This is a genomic window from Ureibacillus sp. FSL K6-0786, from assembly GCF_037965165.1.
GTDB lineage: Bacteria > Bacillota > Bacilli > Bacillales_A > Planococcaceae > Ureibacillus > Ureibacillus thermosphaericus.
On sequence record NZ_CP150191.1, the window covers coordinates 1,477,843 to 1,495,480 of the forward strand.

A 17,638-nucleotide genomic window follows, 5' to 3' on the forward strand; every position below is an offset into this window, starting at 1 on the left:
TTTGTTCTGTGCGAAAGCGAAGCGACAGCAACAAACAAATGTAGTAAATGATGTTTGGGAATAAGGATATTCAACAATAAAAACATAGATTATTTAGAAACGATATTCTAACTACATTTGTTCTGTGCGAAAGCGAAGCGACAGCAACAAACAAATGTAGTGAATGATGTTTGGGAATAAGGATATTGAACAATAAAAACATAGATTATTTAGAAACGATATTCTAACTACATTTGTTCTGTGCGAAAGCGAAGCGACAGCAACAAACAAACATAGTGAATGATATATGGGAGTAAATAATACTATCTCATCAGTAAAACCTCAATCAAAGAAATTAATATTTTAACTATGTTTGTTCTGTGCGAAAGCAAAGCGACAGCAACAAACAAACATAGTGAATGATATATGGGAGTAAATAATACTATCTCATCAGTAAAACCTCAATCAAAGAAATTAATATTTTAACTATGTTTGTTCTGTGCGAAAGCAAAGCGACAGCAACAAACAAATGTAGTGAATGATGTTTGGGAATAAGGATATTCAACAATAAAAACATAGTTTATTTAGAAACGATATTCTAACTACATTTGTTCTGTGCGAAAGCAAAGCGACAGCAACAAACAAACATAGTGAATGATATATGGGAGTAAATAATACTATCTCATCAGTAAAATCTCAATCAAAGAAGTTAATATTTTAACTATGTTTGTTCTGTGCGAAAGCGAAAAATAAAAGTCACCATTTTTCATCAAAAGGAAAATGGTGACTTTTTAATATTTCTCTAAGCGCCTTCCTCTTTCAATAAGAATTCCAGTAGAGTATGTGAGACTATCATATAAGATTAACTATTCATTTCTTATTTTATAGTTGCACAAAATAAGAGAATGATGAATAAATTCGTCAAAATTTGATCATAATATATAAAAATTTTCATCATTCTCCATCATTATATATTTTGTAACAAAAATTGCTTAAATAATACATTTTCATTACAAAAATTTTAAAATGTTCATTCAAAATACACATTATGATACAGTAAGTAGGTGTGAGTATGAAAAAGCATCCTATTTGCGGACGATTTTGGAAGGGGCTTGTTTATGAATACGAAATGGAATACTGGTCGAGACGGTAGTCATAATCTAAGTCTTCTAAATCAAAATAATAAATATGGCATTCTAAAAAAAGTTTTGTTTGCTGCAGTGTTGCTTTTGACTGTTTCCTTTAACTTAGCTTTTGCTAATGAAGGGAATATAGAATCTATCGACAAAATTTACCATGTTTATTTAGAAGACGAATATATCGGTTCAGTTTCAGATGAGAACAAAGTGAGAAAAATTATTGAAGATAAAGAAAAAGAAGTAAGTTTGCTATATAAGGATTATGAAATAGATGCAGATTCTTTAGTAACGATTGTTCCAGAACAAGTATTTTCTTATAAAACCAATGATTCAGAAACTTTAAAAACATTAAGTGAACAATTAGAACCACAAACAGATGCATTTGCTTTACAAGTTGATGGAGAACCAATCCTTTATTTAAAAAATAAAAAAGACTACGAAGAAACTATTAAAAAACTAAAGCTTCAATATGTTCCGGAAGAAAAACTAAAAGAGCTTGAACAATCAAAAAGCTCAAATAAACAATTGCCGAAATTAGAGGCAAATCAATCAAGAATCATCGATGTTTTTCTTTCAGAAGATGTTTCAGGTGAAGAAACAAAAGTAAGCCCTGCCAAAATTCTTACACCTGATGAAGCGGTACAATATATTAAAACTGGATTGATTGAAAAGCAAGTATATGTTGTGAAAAAAGGCGATGTCCTTGGAAAAATCGCTAAAAATCATGGTTTAACAACGAAAGAGTTATTGGAACTTAATCCTGATATAACGATTGATACATTATTACCAATTGGAAAAGAAATAAACGTTACAGTAGAAAAGCCTTTAATTAACGTACAAGTGATATACGAAAAAGTGAATAAAGAAAAAATTGATTATGAAAAAGTAATTGAAGAAGACGCTTCAATGTATAAAGGGGAAAAACAAATTATACAAGAAGGTAGTCCAGGAGAAAAAGAAGTATCTTACTTAATTACAGAAGTAAACGGGAATATCGTGAAGAAAACGATTACCGAAGAAAAAGTGTTAGTAGAACCTACGAAACATATTGAAAAAGTGGGAACAAAGGTAATTTCATCACGTGGTACGGGTGAATTTATTTGGCCGACAAGCGGTGGATATATATCAAGTCATATGGGGTCTCGTTGGGGCAGCTACCATCGAGGAATTGATATTGCTCGTCCATCGAATTACAGCATTAAAGCAAGTGACAATGGCGTTGTAACTTTTGCTGGATGGGATGGGTCTTACGGAAATAAAATAGTCATCAATCACAATAATGGATATACTACTCTATATGCCCATTTGTCAGAAATATATGTTTCCGTTGGACAAGTAGTGCCTCAAGGTTCTGTTATTGGTAAAATGGGAACGACTGGAAATTCAACAGGAATACACTTGCATTTTGAAGTAAGCAATAATGGATCACTGATTAATCCATTAGCAGTATTAGATTAATTTCGATTGAGGTAGTGGCATCATTACATGTCATTACCTCTTTTCTTTTTATTACATCTTGGGAAATTTCCATCAATGAGAAATTTGTCGAAATATTTCCCGGAAAATAATGACCATAAAATTCCCTAATAGTATATGCTCAAAAATAACAACAATAGGACATTTGATTTTTGTTATAATGGTTTTGAAATGCATGAAAGCAAAAACCGTGATAGATTTAATTATAGCTATACATCAATAGAAGAATAGATGCATTGAGATAGATTTATTTCATATTAAGGAGGAATATGAACATGGACGGTAAAACAATTTTAGTAGTTGATGATGAAAAGCCGATTGCAGATATTTTGCAATTTAACTTAGTAAAAGAAGGATATAAAGTTATTTGCGCTTACGATGGAGAAGAAGCGTTGAAAATAATAGAAGAACAACAACCGGATTTAATGTTGCTTGATATCATGCTTCCTAAAAGAGATGGTATGGAAGTTTGTCGTGAAGTTAGAAAAAAATATGATTTCCCTATTATTATGCTAACAGCAAAAGGCTCCGAAATTGATAAAGTATTGGGTCTGGAAATGGGTGCCGATGATTATGTGACGAAACCTTTTAGTACAAGGGAATTAATTGCTCGTGTAAAAGCGAATATGAGACGATTAAAAGCTTCTACACAATCTGAAGAAACGAAAGAGGAATCGAATCACATTACGGTTGGTTCCTTAATTATTCAGCCAGATGCTTATATCGTTCAAAAACGTGGGGAAACGATAGAATTGACTCATCGAGAATTTGAATTGCTACATTACTTAGCAAAACATATTGGACAAGTGATGACGCGGGAGCATTTATTGCAAACCGTTTGGGGATATGATTATTTCGGAGATGTACGAACAGTGGATGTAACCATTCGTCGTCTTCGTGAAAAGATTGAAGATAACCCAAGCCACCCATCTTGGATTGTTACTCGCCGAGGGGTCGGATATTATTTGCGAAATCCTGAACAGGAGTAGAATGAATGCAGAAAGTTAGCTTTTTTCGTTCAATCCATGTAAAACTCGTATTAATTTACCTGCTGCTTATTATTATTGCATTACAAATCATTGGGATTTACTTTTCTAATAAGTTGGAAGATAGTTTAAAATCCAACTTCGAAGATTCCATTCTTCAAAGAATCGATTTGATTCAATACAGTATTCGTGAAGAATTGATGAAAGAACGAGATGAAACTACACCGACTTTAGAGCAAAGTTTGGTCATTGCATTACGGGAGTTTGCTACAGGTGATATAAATGAGATTCGGGTTATTGATAACCGTAATAGAGTATTAGCAACTTCCGACTCAGAAAATCAATCCATTATTGGACAGCGTTCGAATGATGATATTGTAAAAAAAGTAATTTCTTCTGAAACGTATCAAGAAGAAATTGCACTTGATGCGGAAACGAATACGAGAGTTTGGGTCATTGCAACGCCAATTTTAAGTATGGTTGGTCCAAATAGTGAAGTAATCGGAGCAATTTATATAGAGTCCAATATTGAAAAAGTATACGATCAAATGGACGATATTAATCGTATTTTTGCTGTTGGTACAGCAATTTCCTTAGTCATCACAGTCGTATTAGGAATACTTATAGCTCGAACAATCACTAGACCTATTATGGATATGCGCAAGCAGGCTCAAGCAATGTCAAGAGGAAACTTTTCAAGAAAAGTAAGAGTGTACGGTAACGATGAAATTGGTCAATTAGCAATTGCTTTTAACCATTTAACGAATCGATTGCAAGAAGCGCAATCTTCAACAGAAGCAGAGCGTAGAAAATTAGCATCAGTTTTAGCAAATATGACAGACGGTGTTATTGCAACAGATCGCAAAGGGAAAATCATCTTAATTAACGATCCTGCATTAAGTTTGTTAAATGTGACAAGGGAAGAAACGTTAAACCGACCAATTGCTTCTGTCCTAGGAATTGAAGAAAACTACAGCTTTGAAGATTTAATTCATATGAAAGAGCCGCTAAATTTGAATTTTAGTACAGAAGAAGCTCCTTTCATTTTGCGTGCAAATTTTTCTGTCATCCAAAAGGAAACGGGATTTGTCAACGGTTTAATCACTGTATTACACGACATTACGGAACAAGAAAAAATTGAAATGGAACGCCGTGAATTCGTAGCGAATGTATCTCACGAATTACGGACGCCTTTAACAACGATGAGAAGCTATTTAGAGGCTCTTGCAGATGGTGCGTGGAGAGATGAAAATATCGCTCCGCATTTTCTCAATGTAGCACAAACGGAAACAGAGCGAATGATTCGCCTTGTGAATGATTTATTGAATTTATCCAAAATGGATAGTAGGGATTATAAATTGAATAAAGAAGTTGTTGAATTTAATAGTTTCTTCCATCGAATTATTGATCGGTTTGAAATGTCAAAATCACAAAACGTTAAATTCATTCGCTATATTCCGGAGACACCATATTTTGTGGAAATTGATACAGATAAATTGACTCAAGTAATCGATAACATTATTTCTAACGCAATAAAATATTCCCCTGATGGAGGCAACATTCGATTTGGTTTTACCGTTCAAGGAAATATGTTAAAAGTAATGATTTCCGACGATGGAATGGGTATACCAAAAGAGAATCTTGGAAAGATCTTTGATCGGTTTTATCGCGTAGACAAAGCACGTTCTCGCGCCATGGGGGGAACTGGTTTAGGTCTTGCCATTGCGAAGGAAATGATTAAAGCTCACAATGGTACAATTTGGGCAGAAAGTGAAGAAGGTGTAGGAACGACAATCTTCTTTACGTTACCGTACGAAATAGATGGGGCTGGTGATTGGGAATGAAGTATATCGAACATATCAAATCCATAATTCTTCTTTTCCTAGTCCTTTTAAGTATCGTCCTAACCTTTTCAATTTGGACATATACACCAAATCTTCAAGTGATTGAAGAAACACAAGTTGATCAATTAGTTGTGGGTAAACAAAAAAAATTCCAGGAAATCATAAAACCTTATCGCATTTTAGTAAGAGAGCAAGATGAATGGAAAGGTACGATCGGTTCTGGAGCAATTAACGATTTGATGGAAATCATGGTGAATTGGAAAGGTTCGGCTCTTACTTATGTTCAAAGTAATTTTTCGAATGATAAAATGAATGATTTTTTACGAGCAAACAATCGGATGACGTTGTTTTTTTCTGGAGAAGTGCCAATCAGGGTATTTCACTCGATTGTTCCATTAACACAAGATGACTTGCCAGAAATCAGCTTCAATCGCCTTGTAATTGATTGGAGCAAGGTTACCACGAATAATGCGGTAACTCTTTATTTTTTAAGTGAATCCCATCGCAATATTTATAGTACTGAAGTAAAAATGAGTGAAGATTATTTTCAGTCAACGGTTTTACAAGCATTGGAAGGATTGGCCTTTTATAAAGAAATAGAGCGTCCAAATGCCCTGTCTTTATACGTACCAGCTGAAGAAGTCAAATTAGTTCAATACACTTACTATATTGATGAAATTCATCCAGATACATTTAGAGATATATTGTTTTATGATTCAACTATTGTCCGTAAAAATGTTGAAAATCAAGATTCCTTAAAGTATACAGACGGTATGACGTTAATGACAGTAGATGTAAAATATCGTTATTTGAATTATGTAAATCCGTCTACAGAAAGTATCGTTGAATTACCTCCATCCCGTTTACTTTTAGATAGCTTTGAATTTGTGAATGAACATGGGGGCTTTACTGGGGATTATCGTTTGATCTCTGTAAATGAGCAAAAGCACATTATCGAATACCAATTGTATAAACAAGGATTGCCTGTTGTTAGTACAGATACGACAACAAGAATTACTACGACTTGGGGAGAAAATCAAATATTCCGCTATAAGAGACCTTATTTTTTACTGGATTTAGATATAAACTCTGAAAAATTTGAAAGAAAACTATCTTCAGGTCTTGAGGTTATTGAATTCATTGAGAAGAGAAAGCAACTTGAGTTAAATGAAGTGGATGATATCATTCTTGGATATTATTTAAAACAAAATGACAATAATCTTTTATTTACACTAGAACCGAGTTGGTTTGCAGTCAGTCAAGGAAGCTGGATTCGCATTACACCGGATGTACTAGGAGGGGGAAATAGTGGACTGGAGTAGATCAAAAACCATATTCATTATTGTGTTTTTAATTTTAGATGTCTTCCTTTTCTCTCTCTATTTAAATCGCCATATTGAAGCTCAACAAGTGAAAGTGTCCGGTGGAAAAACGATTGAGTCCAGGTTAAAAGACGATCAAATTACCTTTAATCTACTGCCAAATATAGAATCTGCTCCATATATTTCGGCAAAAGTCCAGGATTTTAGCGCAGAAAATTTGCAACTGAAAAACTATCAACAAATGACAATCGAAAATAACAATAAACTCATCGTTACACTAGATGAACCAGTGAAACTTCGAAATGTAAAAGAAAAATCATCATTTAACGAGTTTGTTCGAAATAACGTATACAATGGCTCATCATATGTAGTATGGAAAATTAATGAAGATGAACGAACAGCTATTTTCTTTCAAAAATTTGAAGATAAAACAATTTACTATAACATTCATGGTATCGTTACAATTTATTGGAATGAAGATTTAGAAGTAACGAGATATGAGCAAACAATGCTGAATGATTTTGAAAAATTTGAAGAAGAAGAAAGCCTTCTCCCACCATATCAAATTATTCAAATATTATATTCCAGAGACTTATTGAAACCAAGATCTCATATTACAGAAATAAAACTAGGGTATTCAACTCTTGTTCAGCTAACGCAAACGCAAGTATTCGTTCCTACTTGGAAAGTAAGCGTTAAGGATGCAGATGGAACAGAAGAAGAATTTTTCGTGAATGCTGTAGAAGGTAAAATCATTGATGTTCAGTCAGATTTAACAGTTGATGAAGATGAAACAGATGAATTAGAACTGTTAAGAGAATTAGAAGAAGAATAGGGTGTACGAAATGCGATTTAGTGTTTTAGCTAGCGGCAGTACAGGCAATGCCATTTATGTCGAAACGGATGAACATGCCTTTTTAGTGGATGTAGGCTTGAGCGGAAAAAAGATGGAGCAGCTCTTTGCAAAAATTGGTCGCGACATGAAAAATTTATCAGGGATTTTAGTGACACATGAACATAGTGACCATATTAAAGGCCTTGGTGTAGTCGCAAGAAAATATAAGCTGCCGATTTATGCAAACGAGAAAACTTGGAGAGCGATGGAAGAGCATGTTGGCAATATTCCACTTGAGCAGCGCTTTTTGTTTAACATGGAGTCGGTACAATCCTTTGGTTCTTTAGATATTGAATCCTTTGCTGTATCGCATGATGCGGTTGATCCGATGTTTTACGTATTTCATGAGAATGGACGGAAATTAGTAATCATCACGGACACAGGGTATGTGAGTGATCGAATGAAAGGAATTATACGCGGTGCAGATGCATTCGTATTTGAAAGCAATCATGATATTAATATGCTTCAAATGGGGAAATATCCTTGGTCTATTAAACGTCGCATATTAAGCGATGTTGGACATGTCTCCAATGAAGATGCTGCTGTAGCCATCAGCGAAGTGGTTGAAGCAAAACCTACCCATGTTTATTTATCTCATTTAAGCAAGGAAAACAACATGAAAGAACTTGCTCGCATGACAGTAAAGCAAATATTAGAGTCCTATGGCATTAAAGAAGGGGAATTTTTGCATTTACATGATACCGATGCAGAAGAACCAACAGTACTTGTGACGGTGTAAAATTGGATTTAATGAGAACTTTGTATGTTATACAGAGTTCTTTTTTAATTAAATAAAATGCAAATATTGTTAAAAATTGAATACGACGTTCATACTGGAATTATGAATTTTTAATTTGGTTTTATTGCATTTTAATGTAATTTTAATGTTTGGCATGTATCATAAATGACGATGAAAGAAAGAAAGGAGAAGGGTCATGAGTTTTTATCAAAATGATGATCATCGGAATGAATCAGATAAGGATTTTTCATACTCTCCTTTACAAGAACAATTAAGACGAGAAGAAGAGGAATATAAGAAACGGCAAAATAAAAAAAGACAAGGGGTTTTAGGCTATTTTTTTAGCGGATTTGTGGGAGTCATTGTAGGAGCATTATTAGTTTGGTTGTTGCTTCCCTCTATGGTAGACCGATTGCCAAGTAGTACAACTCATCACACTCCAACAATTACGCAAACGGCTACAGAAGTGACAACAGATGTTACAAAGGCAGTGGAAAAAGTATCGAAAGCGGTCGTAGGGATTACAAACATTCAAGAAGTGTCGGACTTCTGGACGCGTCAATCTAGAGAGACTGAAGCTGGTAGCGGTTCAGGGGTGATCTATAAAGTTGTTGGAAATAAAGCCTATATTGTCACGAATTATCACGTTGTCGAAAATGCCAAACAATTAGAAGTAACTTTGGCTGATGGAACGAAAGAAAATGCAGAACTGATTGGTAGCGATATTTGGACAGACTTAGCGGTTGTCTCCATTCCAAGCAAAAATGTTGAAGCCGTTGCAGAGTTTGGCGATTCCGATGTGTTAAAACAAGGAGAGACAGTCATTGCCATTGGTAACCCTCTAGGATTAGACTTTTACGGTTCGGTTACAACAGGAGTCATTTCAGGAAAAGAGCGTTCCGTACCTGTCGATTTGAATGGTGATGGTTATGTCGACTGGGAAACAGAAGTATTGCAAACAGATGCAGCCATCAACCCGGGAAATAGTGGAGGCGCATTAGTGAACATTGCTGGTGAATTAGTTGGAATTAACTCAATGAAAATTGCAGAGTCAACGGTGGAAGGATTAGGTTTCTCAATCCCGATTAACACGGTGATTCCAATCATTGAAGAACTTGAGCAACATGGTGAAGTAAAAAGACCGACGATGGGAATTGGTTTATTAGATTTAACGGACGTACCAGCATTCTATCAAAAACAAACATTAAAATTGCCTGAAGAAGTCACAACGGGTGTTGTGGTGACAGAAGTGGTGCCAGGTTCTCCTGCTGACCGTGCAGGTGTAGAACAATATGATGTCATTGTAGAAATGGATGGGCAAAAAATTGAAAACTCCATCGACTTACGTCAACATTTATATAACGAAACGGAAATTGGTGACACATTGAAGATGAAAGTATATCGCGCAGGAAAAATGATAGAGTTGCAATTAAAATTAACTGAGGGCAGTCAGTTATAATATTGTGGATAAATGAAAGTTATCAACATGATTTTTCCACAAAAGAGTAGGGAAAAGAAAGTCTTTTATTTCCTACTCTTTTTTTGTTTGTTAAAATGTTTTGTGGATAAAATAAGAAAAATGTGAATATCTTGTGGAAAATATAGTTCAGAAGGAGAGAGTTGGGCATGAAAAAATTTTGCTGTGAAATGCACGTAAATCATGCTTTAGATGTCATTGTCGCTGAAACAAAAGAATATCCGGTTTTAGAGAAAGTGGACGAGGATAAAGATCTATCCACAAAGTGCGAGTACTGCGAAAAAGAAGCAGAATATATTGTATCAAGAAAATAGCTTTACACAAAATATTGATTGTGATTGTGGATATGTGTAAAACTTTTGTGGATAACTTGTTTATAAATAGTTTATAGATGTGGATTGCTTGTGAATTTCTAAAATTTATGATTAGTTGAATAAATTTATGCAGGACTGACGATTAGTGTGGACAAATTTAAGACAGAGTTAGGTGGAAAATATGAATATCTCGATTATTTCAGTTGGTAAGTTAAAAGAAAAGTATTTAAAAATGGGCATTGATGAATATGTAAAGCGCCTTTCGAGTTACGCGAAAGTCGATTTAATTGAGGTAGCGGATGAAAAAGCGCCTGAACAGTTGAGCGAAGCAGAAATGGAGATTGTGAAAAAGAAGGAAGGCGAGCGGATTTTAGCAAAAATTCCGGATGGAACGTTCGTTTATGCGCTCGCCATTGATGGCAAAATGAAATCATCGGAAGAGTTAGCAGAGGGATTAGAGAAACAGATGACTTATGGCTCAAGCAAAATCGCGTTTGTAATAGGCGGATCCCTCGGTTTACATAAAGAGGTATTAAATCGTGCAAATGAAAAACTTAGTTTCGGCCGCATGACTTTTCCCCATCAACTAATGCGGCTTGTCTTATTGGAACAAATCTACCGAAGTTTCAGGATCATGAAGGGAGAACCGTATCATAAATAGTTAGGTGTATACTAGAAATCATGATGAACTGAATAAAAGGTAATTAAAAAATATGTGAAAAGACGAAGTGAAAGATATTATTTACCATTTAAGATTACTTAATATAAAGATAAAAAAAGTGCAAATCGAATAGCGATTTGCACTTTTCTTTGGCTCATCAACTGCTATTTACTAACGCAGTTTCGGCCTTTTTTCTTAGCTCTATAAAGAGCCTTATCGGCACCTTTAATAACCTCTTGGGGATCTTTGAACTTACTATTTTTTTCACAGACACCAATACTGATCGTAACGAATAATTGGCTCGTAGTATTCCCACGCTTTGATTTGGAAGTTTGAGATTTTGACGGCTTTCTAGTGTAAGTGTAACCTGTTTTCGACACCTGTTCACGTAAGTTTTCTAAATGTGGAATTACATCCTCTATCGTTTTACCTGGGAATAGAATTGTGAATTCTTCCCCACCATAACGAAAGGCTTTTCCTCCACCTGTCACCTTTATTAACTGAGATGCTACTAATTTTAGAACATCGTCTCCAACGTCATGGCCGTATTTATCATTGAACTTTTTGAAAAAATCAATATCAATCATTGCAATAACATATCTATTGCCCAGTTTCATTAAGTTTTCCCTAAGGGCGCGGCGAGAAGGAATGCCCGTAAGTTCATCAAGATATGCCATAGAGTAGGAGTCTTGAATAATACCTACAATTAGCATGAAGCCTGCCGCACTTAAAAATATAGAAAAAGATAATTGATCATTAATGAAAAAGAGAGCTGCAAAAATAGAAATCATCACACCGGCTAACCGTACCTCAAAAGCATTTTTTTTCACATAGGCTTTTATGATGAAAAATAACAGTGTGATTAAGTATATTAACAATGCTGTCTGATTCATAAATGCCTTCTCTATTGGAAGTTTCACGAATTGGTAATTCAATAATTTATGTATTGTCGGATGATTAGAAATGACTATTTTATAAATAACAAACAGCTCGATAAGTATAAATAAGATACGAATTTTCCCCCATAAAGAGAATATGCCTCTTTCCTTGAAGTGCGAAATAATAACAATATTAAGAGGGATTAGCAAGCACATCAATGGATAAAGTATTTGCGAATAGGTTTGTACAGTTATAGATAACTCCGAATAATAGCGTAAAATTAAGTCAAAAAGAATAAGCAGTAAAATAATCAGAAATACTCTACCTTGATTAAAACGAATACATAAGATGATTCCTAAGCCAAAAATAACATATGGAGAATATTCAATAACAAATAGTATAGGAGGAGTAAACGAAGGGATGTTTTTAATTAAAAAGTAACATCCTAAAAGAATTAAAATATAAATAATAGATGAATAAATAGACTTAAAAGTAATTTTCACTTATGTTGAACCACCTTTAATTATGCACTACAAATATTTAAAGTTGTTTAATCTCATAGACTATACAATTATTAGTTTCGGTTATTTAAACGGAAACTTTAACTTTGGAGGATTGTTATCAAAGAATAAGAAATTAGATGCTAAAGTGTATGTAAAAAAGAAAAGCATGAGAGTTAAAGTTCTCATGCTTTATATTTGAGAGGGGTTAAGCATTTATTGAAGTTGTTATTAGTTGCACTATTCTTTACCCGTTACGAGCGGACAACTTGGGTCAGCTGCCCATTCGTTCATCGAGCCGTCATAGATTGCGACGTTTTCTTGTCCAAGCTTGTTTAAAATTAAAGCAGTCCATGTAGCAGCTATTCCACCACCACAATAAGTAATAACAGATTTATCTGAATCTAGTGCACCAGTCTTTGAAAAGATTTCAGTAAGCTTCTCATCGTCCCAAAGTAGGCGTGTTTCGGGGTTTGAAAGGCTACCGAAAAAGACGTTTTTGCTTGTTGGAATATGACCTTTACGTGGGTAGGTGTTTGTTTCGCCATAAAAATCTGCTGGAGAAAGACTATTAATTAATACGACAGAATCATTGTCAATTGCTTCACGTACTTGTTCTTTATTTACAACTAGCTTAGGGCGACGTGAAAAGTTGAACTTGCCTCTTGGATAACTCGTTTTTTCTGTAGTTGTTGGATAGCCGTCAAGCTTCCATTTTACAAGCCCACCATCTAAAATTGCCACATTATCAAAGCCTTCGTATTTTAGTTGCCAACGTAAACGTGATGCCCAATAGGAAGCAATTACATCCGCATTAGCAAGTGCTCCACGATCATAAATTACAACGTATGTGTCTTCACCAACACCAAGCTTTTCGATTTCCTCTACAAATTGCTCACGGCTTGGAATTGTCATTGGAAATGGGGCATTACGATCTGAAAAGTTATTTAACATATCTGCAAACACAGCACCAGGAATATGTTCTTCATTAAATGCGTCCTGTCCAGACCATAAGCTAGGTGTTTCACCATCTTTGTTTGGGATACTTAAAAATGTTGTAGCATCTAGCAGTCTTAAATTTGGATCATCAAGACGTTCATATAGCCAAGCACTATCAACAATAAGTGGTACAGTTGTCATAATACCCATCATCCACCTTTCCTATTAATTTACTTGGTTTTAATGTATCAAAAAAAGACTGGAAAAACAATATAAGATTTTGATTATTCAAATAAAACCGAAAAATGTTGAGAAAGCTTATCGATATCAATCCTAAAAAACCACCTAAAACGCTGGTAGGACAACGTTCTAGGTGGTTTTAAGTTTAATCGTCATTTTTAAGAAAAGATACTCAGCTTCTCTTATTAATAGACTTTTTTAGTTAGTTCCCTATTTGATTAATCCTCTCTCTCTACAAAAAACGTCACTAAAACAAACAGTAAAAATGCTAGTAATAGAAGCGTTCCACCAATGATAAATACTACCATGACAAAAGTGTCGTTTAGGTTAAATGGATTTAAGTTGTACATCCACATACCAAACGTTAAGCCAAAAGCACCGAGCATGGATAAAATCGCATGTACTGATACTAACTTTTTATATTTTACACGGTATACTTTATAGAAGATTCCCCATGCAAAAACTGATAGCCAGCAAACAAGTAACATGTGTGCGTGAATAGGGCGCAATGAATAATCCATGCTGCCTGACATTTTTGATCCTAAAAATACACCCAATAAACCGAAAATCGCCGCAAAGCGAATTAAACGAATACTCCATTTTTGTTCCATTATTCAAATCCTCCTATGATTGTGTATGAATCTGTTCTACAGGTTGGAACAGATAACCCCCTATCAATGAAATTTTATTGTAAACGTAGTTCCCGTATTAGCTTTACTATCAATAGAAATAGCGCTGCCAAGTACAAATTGATCGAGGTATATTTTATTTACGCTGTGGGATAGCATGCATATCACCACCTTATGTTGATTATAAACATATATTGAAAAAAAAACGCAGTTAAAAAGCCCAGGTAAACCGTATCCATAAGTAAATGAGGTTGTTGATTCATATCCTAAAATTTTATGAAGCCACACAAGTCAGCTCCATTTTTATATTCCAGAAATACTGAAATTAGATCTAAAGAAATTCTTTCAGCTCAAAAGCTGCTTTCACATAGTTGACCAAATCCATGATGGTCAAACCGCATAAAAAATAACCTTCTTAAAAATAAAAAAGAGACATTAAATAAATTGCTTTCATCAAATTATTTATGATATGATGAATGAAAATAAAAATATTCATTCGAAGGTGAATTAGTATTATGAAGGATAAAAAAATGGAAATATTTCATTGTGGTAAAGAAATTTTTAAAGAGAAAGGGTTTAAGGAAACGAACATTTCGGATATTACAAAAAAGGCTGGAATAGGAGTGGGTACTTTTTATAACTACTATTCTTCAAAAGAGGAACTGTTTCTAGATATCTATATTAACGAAAATAAAATAGAAAAAAATAAAATTTTAGAATCCCTTGATATAAATAAAGACCCTGTTACATTTGTTAAGGAATTTATGACCAAAACGTTTGAAGCCATGCATTCCAATAAAATACTAAAAGAATGGTATAACAGGGATGTATTTAATAAATTAGAAAAGGCATTTGAGAAAAATCCACAAGCAGATAATGAATCTATGCGTAATTTTTTCGTAGATTTATTAAAACAGTGGAAAGCAGACGGAAAAATAAGAGATGATATAAGTGATGAACTGTTAGCTGCATTTTTCGATTCTTTAGCCTATATTGATTCTCATAAAGAAGATATTGGAATTCAGCATTTTCCAGATATCATGCTGTATCTTGTGGAATTTATCATGAAAGGCTTAACTGATAAGGGGGGAAACGAATGAAATTTTCTTCCATCCCCTAAAATGAACGAATTTATAAATATTCATTCACAAAAACCAATAAAGCTGTTTTAAATATTAAGGAGGCTACTATTATGAGACGTAAAATTGAAATTTGGATAAACATATTGGGGGTTTTGTTGAGCATTGTTATGGTAGGGACTGGAGTAGTATTCTTATACCTCACGAAAAGTGATCGGTTTCTACAATATTTAGAAGCTGGTTGGAGTGAAAGCGAAAATGCATATACACTAGAACAATTAAGTCAAGCGGGTACGATGTTTATTTTGCCAGGTATAATTGGTATTTTAATTGGACTTTTAGCTATTTTTCTAGTTAAGAGAAACTATAGTCCAAAAGTTATTGGATGGAGCTTAATTATCGTAACGGTTATTATTACCGTTATTTCCTTATTCAGTGCTATTCCGGGTATGTTTTACATCCTTGCAGGTGCTTTAGCATTAAGCAGAAAGCCTATTAAAAATGTGACAAGTTAAAATGCTATATGAAAGGTTGGAATCTAAAAATGTACAGCAATGAATGGATGGTTACATTCGAAACGTACATGGTAATGAAAGAGGCTTCCCTACAGAGTCATTGAACTTGATGGTTTTAGTAGACCTAATTCATAATAACACGCTTTAGGTCAAAGTTCTTGGCTCTCAAGCAAATCTAACACCCATTAAAGAAGATTATATTTTTAATAAAAGGAACCTTTGATTTGATTGAATTTGAAAGAAGTAATGAGAATGAAATAGTTGAAGTAAATATAAAGGGCATACATTAAAAAAGTGAAGGAGTGAAATCATTGAGCCATTTATATACTTTCATGGTAGGAATTCATATTTTAGGTGCAATTGTGGGTATTGGGCCAACGCTATTTGTTTACCGAATGTTAAAGGCATGTGAAAATAGCGATGAGTTAGTAGTAACTCATAAAATGATTGCAAAACTTAATGCTCTATCTAGTATCGGTTTCGGATTATTATTTATTTCTGGTCTAGTAATGGGCTTTTTAAATAGGGCATTATTTCAATCAGCTTGGTATCTGTTAGCAATTGCTTTAATGGTCATTTTAGCGGTATATAGTTCAATTTTTATCGAACCTAAAATGAAATCGATGTTGAAAATATCAATGGAAAATAAAGGTAAACATATACCGGTAGAATATACAGAATTGTTAAGAAAAATATCTGTAAGTAATATAGTTGAAAAATCTTTAATCGTAATGATTCTTGTTTTAATGGTATTTAAACCTTTTTAATGGATTTTGCATTTAAATCACTAAACCACAATTTTATTGTGGTTTTTTGTTTTGATTATAACAGGACTTGTATGTTCAACTAAACGACCTTATGGTGGAGTAGGAATTGTAAAGTATACACGAAGCCCCTTTTCCAAAGTTCCCAAACTCGTCGATTTTAGCTATATTCGGAAATCTTCCTTAAATCTCCAAATTTTCGCCTCAAAAAATTTAGGATAGACATGCTTATGAAATGTACTATTTCAAAACTTAAACATTTGAAGAATAATTGGAGCTCCTTTTGGTGGCAGGTCTTTCGTTTTTAACTTAATCATACCGCATTGGACTTCGTAATTTTCTTTAGGTTGTAGCACACCATTAATAAATAAATTCATATAGGAGACGGTACTTGGGTCAATGATTTTCTGATTTTTTCCTTTTATAATGCCATCTTGATCTCTATAAATTCTTGATTTTCCGTTTGAATTTGTATAGTACTCAAAAACTTCAACCTTTTTTGGAAGGTGAAAGGAAAACTCTGTCGGTGGTAAATGAGGGATTTTTAAAAATGGCTTAGGTAAGTTATTAGCACACTTTTTATTTTCCATCATTCCGCTCCTTCCAATTAATTACTAATAGTTTCTACTATAATATGCCCAAGTACACAAAAAATTTCTCCATACAATAAAATGAAATTAGCTTCAAGGAGGAAAATGGATGGCATTAGAAATTTTAAAGCTTGCAATTAATGCCGCTACAACTGTACTTACTAATCCAGATGTACAAAAATTTTTTTATGTAGTAGATACTCCTGTAACTGGGCCATCTACTTTAACAATTAACGCAGAAGATTTCATGGATGATACTGGAGCAACAGGTGTTACACTTCCAGCATTATCAGATGAGAATAGTTATTTAATTGTTTATGTAAACGGTGTACAAGTAATGCAAGATTTAGTGACATATAATCCAGGTGGAACTGGTACAGGATCACTTGTCATTACTGTTCCTGAAGATTCAGATATTATTGCAAATTCACCAGTAGTTCTTGTGGTAACTAACTTCGCTCCAACAGCTCAAACTACTATTAATACTTAAGAAGTTGTATAATGAAGATTATCTGAAAATAAAGCACCTCTTTAGATTAGAAGTGGTGCTTTGTTAGTTAGAATAAAAGCCCCTTTTCTCGCATCATTCATTTTAAGAGAAAAGGGGCTTTTATTAATGAGCGAGAATTTTGTGAGTCTTCGGAACGAAAATGTTTTTTTACGAAAAAATT

At 33.9% G+C, this 17,638-nt stretch carries 17 protein-coding genes; 13 read left to right on the forward strand and 4 right to left on the reverse strand.

Annotated elements, in window-relative coordinates:
• The first annotated feature begins 1,097 nt into the window (after window positions 1-1,097).
• The 9 genes from NSQ18_RS07175 to rlmH all read left to right on the forward strand — a co-directional run bounded on the left by NSQ18_RS07175 (window position 1,098) and on the right by rlmH (window position 10,832).
• A complete protein-coding gene (locus NSQ18_RS07175; protein WP_339289543.1) occupies window positions 1,098-2,576 on the forward strand; it encodes a peptidoglycan DD-metalloendopeptidase family protein in 1,479 nt (492 codons plus the stop codon).
• Window positions 2,577-2,869: 293 nt separating this feature from the next.
• Entirely contained in the window at window positions 2,870-3,583 is a 714-nt protein-coding gene (yycF, locus tag NSQ18_RS07180) for a response regulator YycF (protein WP_016838907.1), read from the forward strand.
• 5 nt (window positions 3,584-3,588) lie between these two features.
• On the forward strand, window positions 3,589-5,424 hold the full coding sequence (gene walK, locus NSQ18_RS07185; protein ID WP_016838906.1) for a cell wall metabolism sensor histidine kinase WalK: 1,836 nt from the start codon (window positions 3,589-3,591) through the stop codon (window positions 5,422-5,424).
• On the forward strand, window positions 5,421-6,746 hold the full coding sequence (yycH, locus tag NSQ18_RS07190; RefSeq protein WP_026019107.1) for a two-component system activity regulator YycH: 1,326 nt from the start codon (window positions 5,421-5,423) through the stop codon (window positions 6,744-6,746). Before walK ends, yycH begins: the two co-directional genes overlap by 4 nt.
• On the forward strand, window positions 6,733-7,581 hold the full coding sequence (gene yycI, locus NSQ18_RS07195) for a two-component system regulatory protein YycI (RefSeq protein ID WP_016838904.1): 849 nt from the start codon (window positions 6,733-6,735) through the stop codon (window positions 7,579-7,581). The genes yycH and yycI overlap by 14 nt, the downstream gene beginning before the upstream one ends.
• Window positions 7,582-7,591: 10 nt before the next feature.
• Window positions 7,592-8,380 carry an MBL fold metallo-hydrolase gene (locus tag NSQ18_RS07200; RefSeq protein ID WP_016838903.1) on the forward strand — a complete coding sequence of 263 codons (789 nt, stop codon included), beginning with the start codon at window positions 7,592-7,594 and terminating at the stop codon, window positions 8,378-8,380.
• A 196-nt stretch (window positions 8,381-8,576) separates the two neighbouring features.
• Window positions 8,577-9,839 carry a trypsin-like peptidase domain-containing protein gene (locus tag NSQ18_RS07205; protein WP_339289546.1) on the forward strand — a complete coding sequence of 421 codons (1,263 nt, stop codon included), beginning with the start codon at window positions 8,577-8,579 and terminating at the stop codon, window positions 9,837-9,839.
• A gap of 167 nt (window positions 9,840-10,006) precedes the next feature.
• Window positions 10,007-10,171 (forward strand): CxxH/CxxC protein, encoded by a 165-nt coding sequence (locus NSQ18_RS07210; RefSeq protein ID WP_016838901.1) that lies wholly within the window; start codon window positions 10,007-10,009, stop codon window positions 10,169-10,171.
• Window positions 10,172-10,352: 181 nt separating this feature from the next.
• Complete coding sequence (rlmH, locus tag NSQ18_RS07215; RefSeq protein WP_016838900.1) at window positions 10,353-10,832, forward strand: 23S rRNA (pseudouridine(1915)-N(3))-methyltransferase RlmH; 480 nt, start codon at window positions 10,353-10,355, stop codon at window positions 10,830-10,832.
• 164 nt (window positions 10,833-10,996) lie between these two features.
• Here rlmH and NSQ18_RS07220 read toward each other — a convergent pair whose 3' ends face one another.
• From NSQ18_RS07220 to NSQ18_RS07230, 3 genes are all read right to left on the reverse strand, one after another.
• Window positions 10,997-12,214 carry a GGDEF domain-containing protein gene (locus NSQ18_RS07220; RefSeq protein WP_016838899.1) on the reverse strand — a complete coding sequence of 406 codons (1,218 nt, stop codon included), beginning with the start codon at window positions 12,212-12,214 and terminating at the stop codon, window positions 10,997-10,999.
• 237 nt (window positions 12,215-12,451) lie between these two features.
• Entirely contained in the window at window positions 12,452-13,360 is a 909-nt protein-coding gene (locus NSQ18_RS07225) for a sulfurtransferase (protein ID WP_339289619.1), read from the reverse strand.
• 248 nt (window positions 13,361-13,608) lie between these two features.
• Window positions 13,609-14,001, reverse strand: coding sequence for a hypothetical protein (locus NSQ18_RS07230; protein WP_016838897.1), 393 nt, complete (start codon window positions 13,999-14,001; stop codon window positions 13,609-13,611).
• A 533-nt stretch (window positions 14,002-14,534) separates the two neighbouring features.
• On the opposite strand from NSQ18_RS07230, the gene NSQ18_RS07235 reads away from it, so the two are divergent.
• From NSQ18_RS07235 to NSQ18_RS07245, 3 genes are all read left to right on the forward strand, one after another.
• A complete protein-coding gene (locus tag NSQ18_RS07235; RefSeq protein ID WP_168412419.1) occupies window positions 14,535-15,119 on the forward strand; it encodes a TetR/AcrR family transcriptional regulator in 585 nt (194 codons plus the stop codon).
• Between the two features lie 92 nt (window positions 15,120-15,211).
• The gene (locus NSQ18_RS07240; protein WP_016838894.1) at window positions 15,212-15,613 is read left to right on the forward strand and encodes a DUF4064 domain-containing protein; all 402 of its coding nucleotides are present in this window, start codon (window positions 15,212-15,214) and stop codon (window positions 15,611-15,613) included.
• Window positions 15,614-15,924: 311 nt separating this feature from the next.
• Window positions 15,925-16,380 (forward strand): DUF2269 family protein, encoded by a 456-nt coding sequence (locus NSQ18_RS07245; RefSeq protein ID WP_016838893.1) that lies wholly within the window; start codon window positions 15,925-15,927, stop codon window positions 16,378-16,380.
• A gap of 242 nt (window positions 16,381-16,622) precedes the next feature.
• Here the strand turns inward: NSQ18_RS07245 and NSQ18_RS07250 are convergent, their stop codons facing one another.
• Window positions 16,623-16,970, reverse strand: coding sequence for a DUF4183 domain-containing protein (locus NSQ18_RS07250; protein ID WP_339287544.1), 348 nt, complete (start codon window positions 16,968-16,970; stop codon window positions 16,623-16,625).
• A gap of 106 nt (window positions 16,971-17,076) precedes the next feature.
• On the opposite strand from NSQ18_RS07250, the gene NSQ18_RS07255 reads away from it, so the two are divergent.
• Window positions 17,077-17,457, forward strand: a complete 381-nt coding sequence (locus NSQ18_RS07255) for a DUF4183 domain-containing protein (RefSeq protein WP_016838891.1) — start codon at window positions 17,077-17,079, stop codon at window positions 17,455-17,457.
• Window positions 17,458-17,638: the final 181 nt, after the last annotated feature.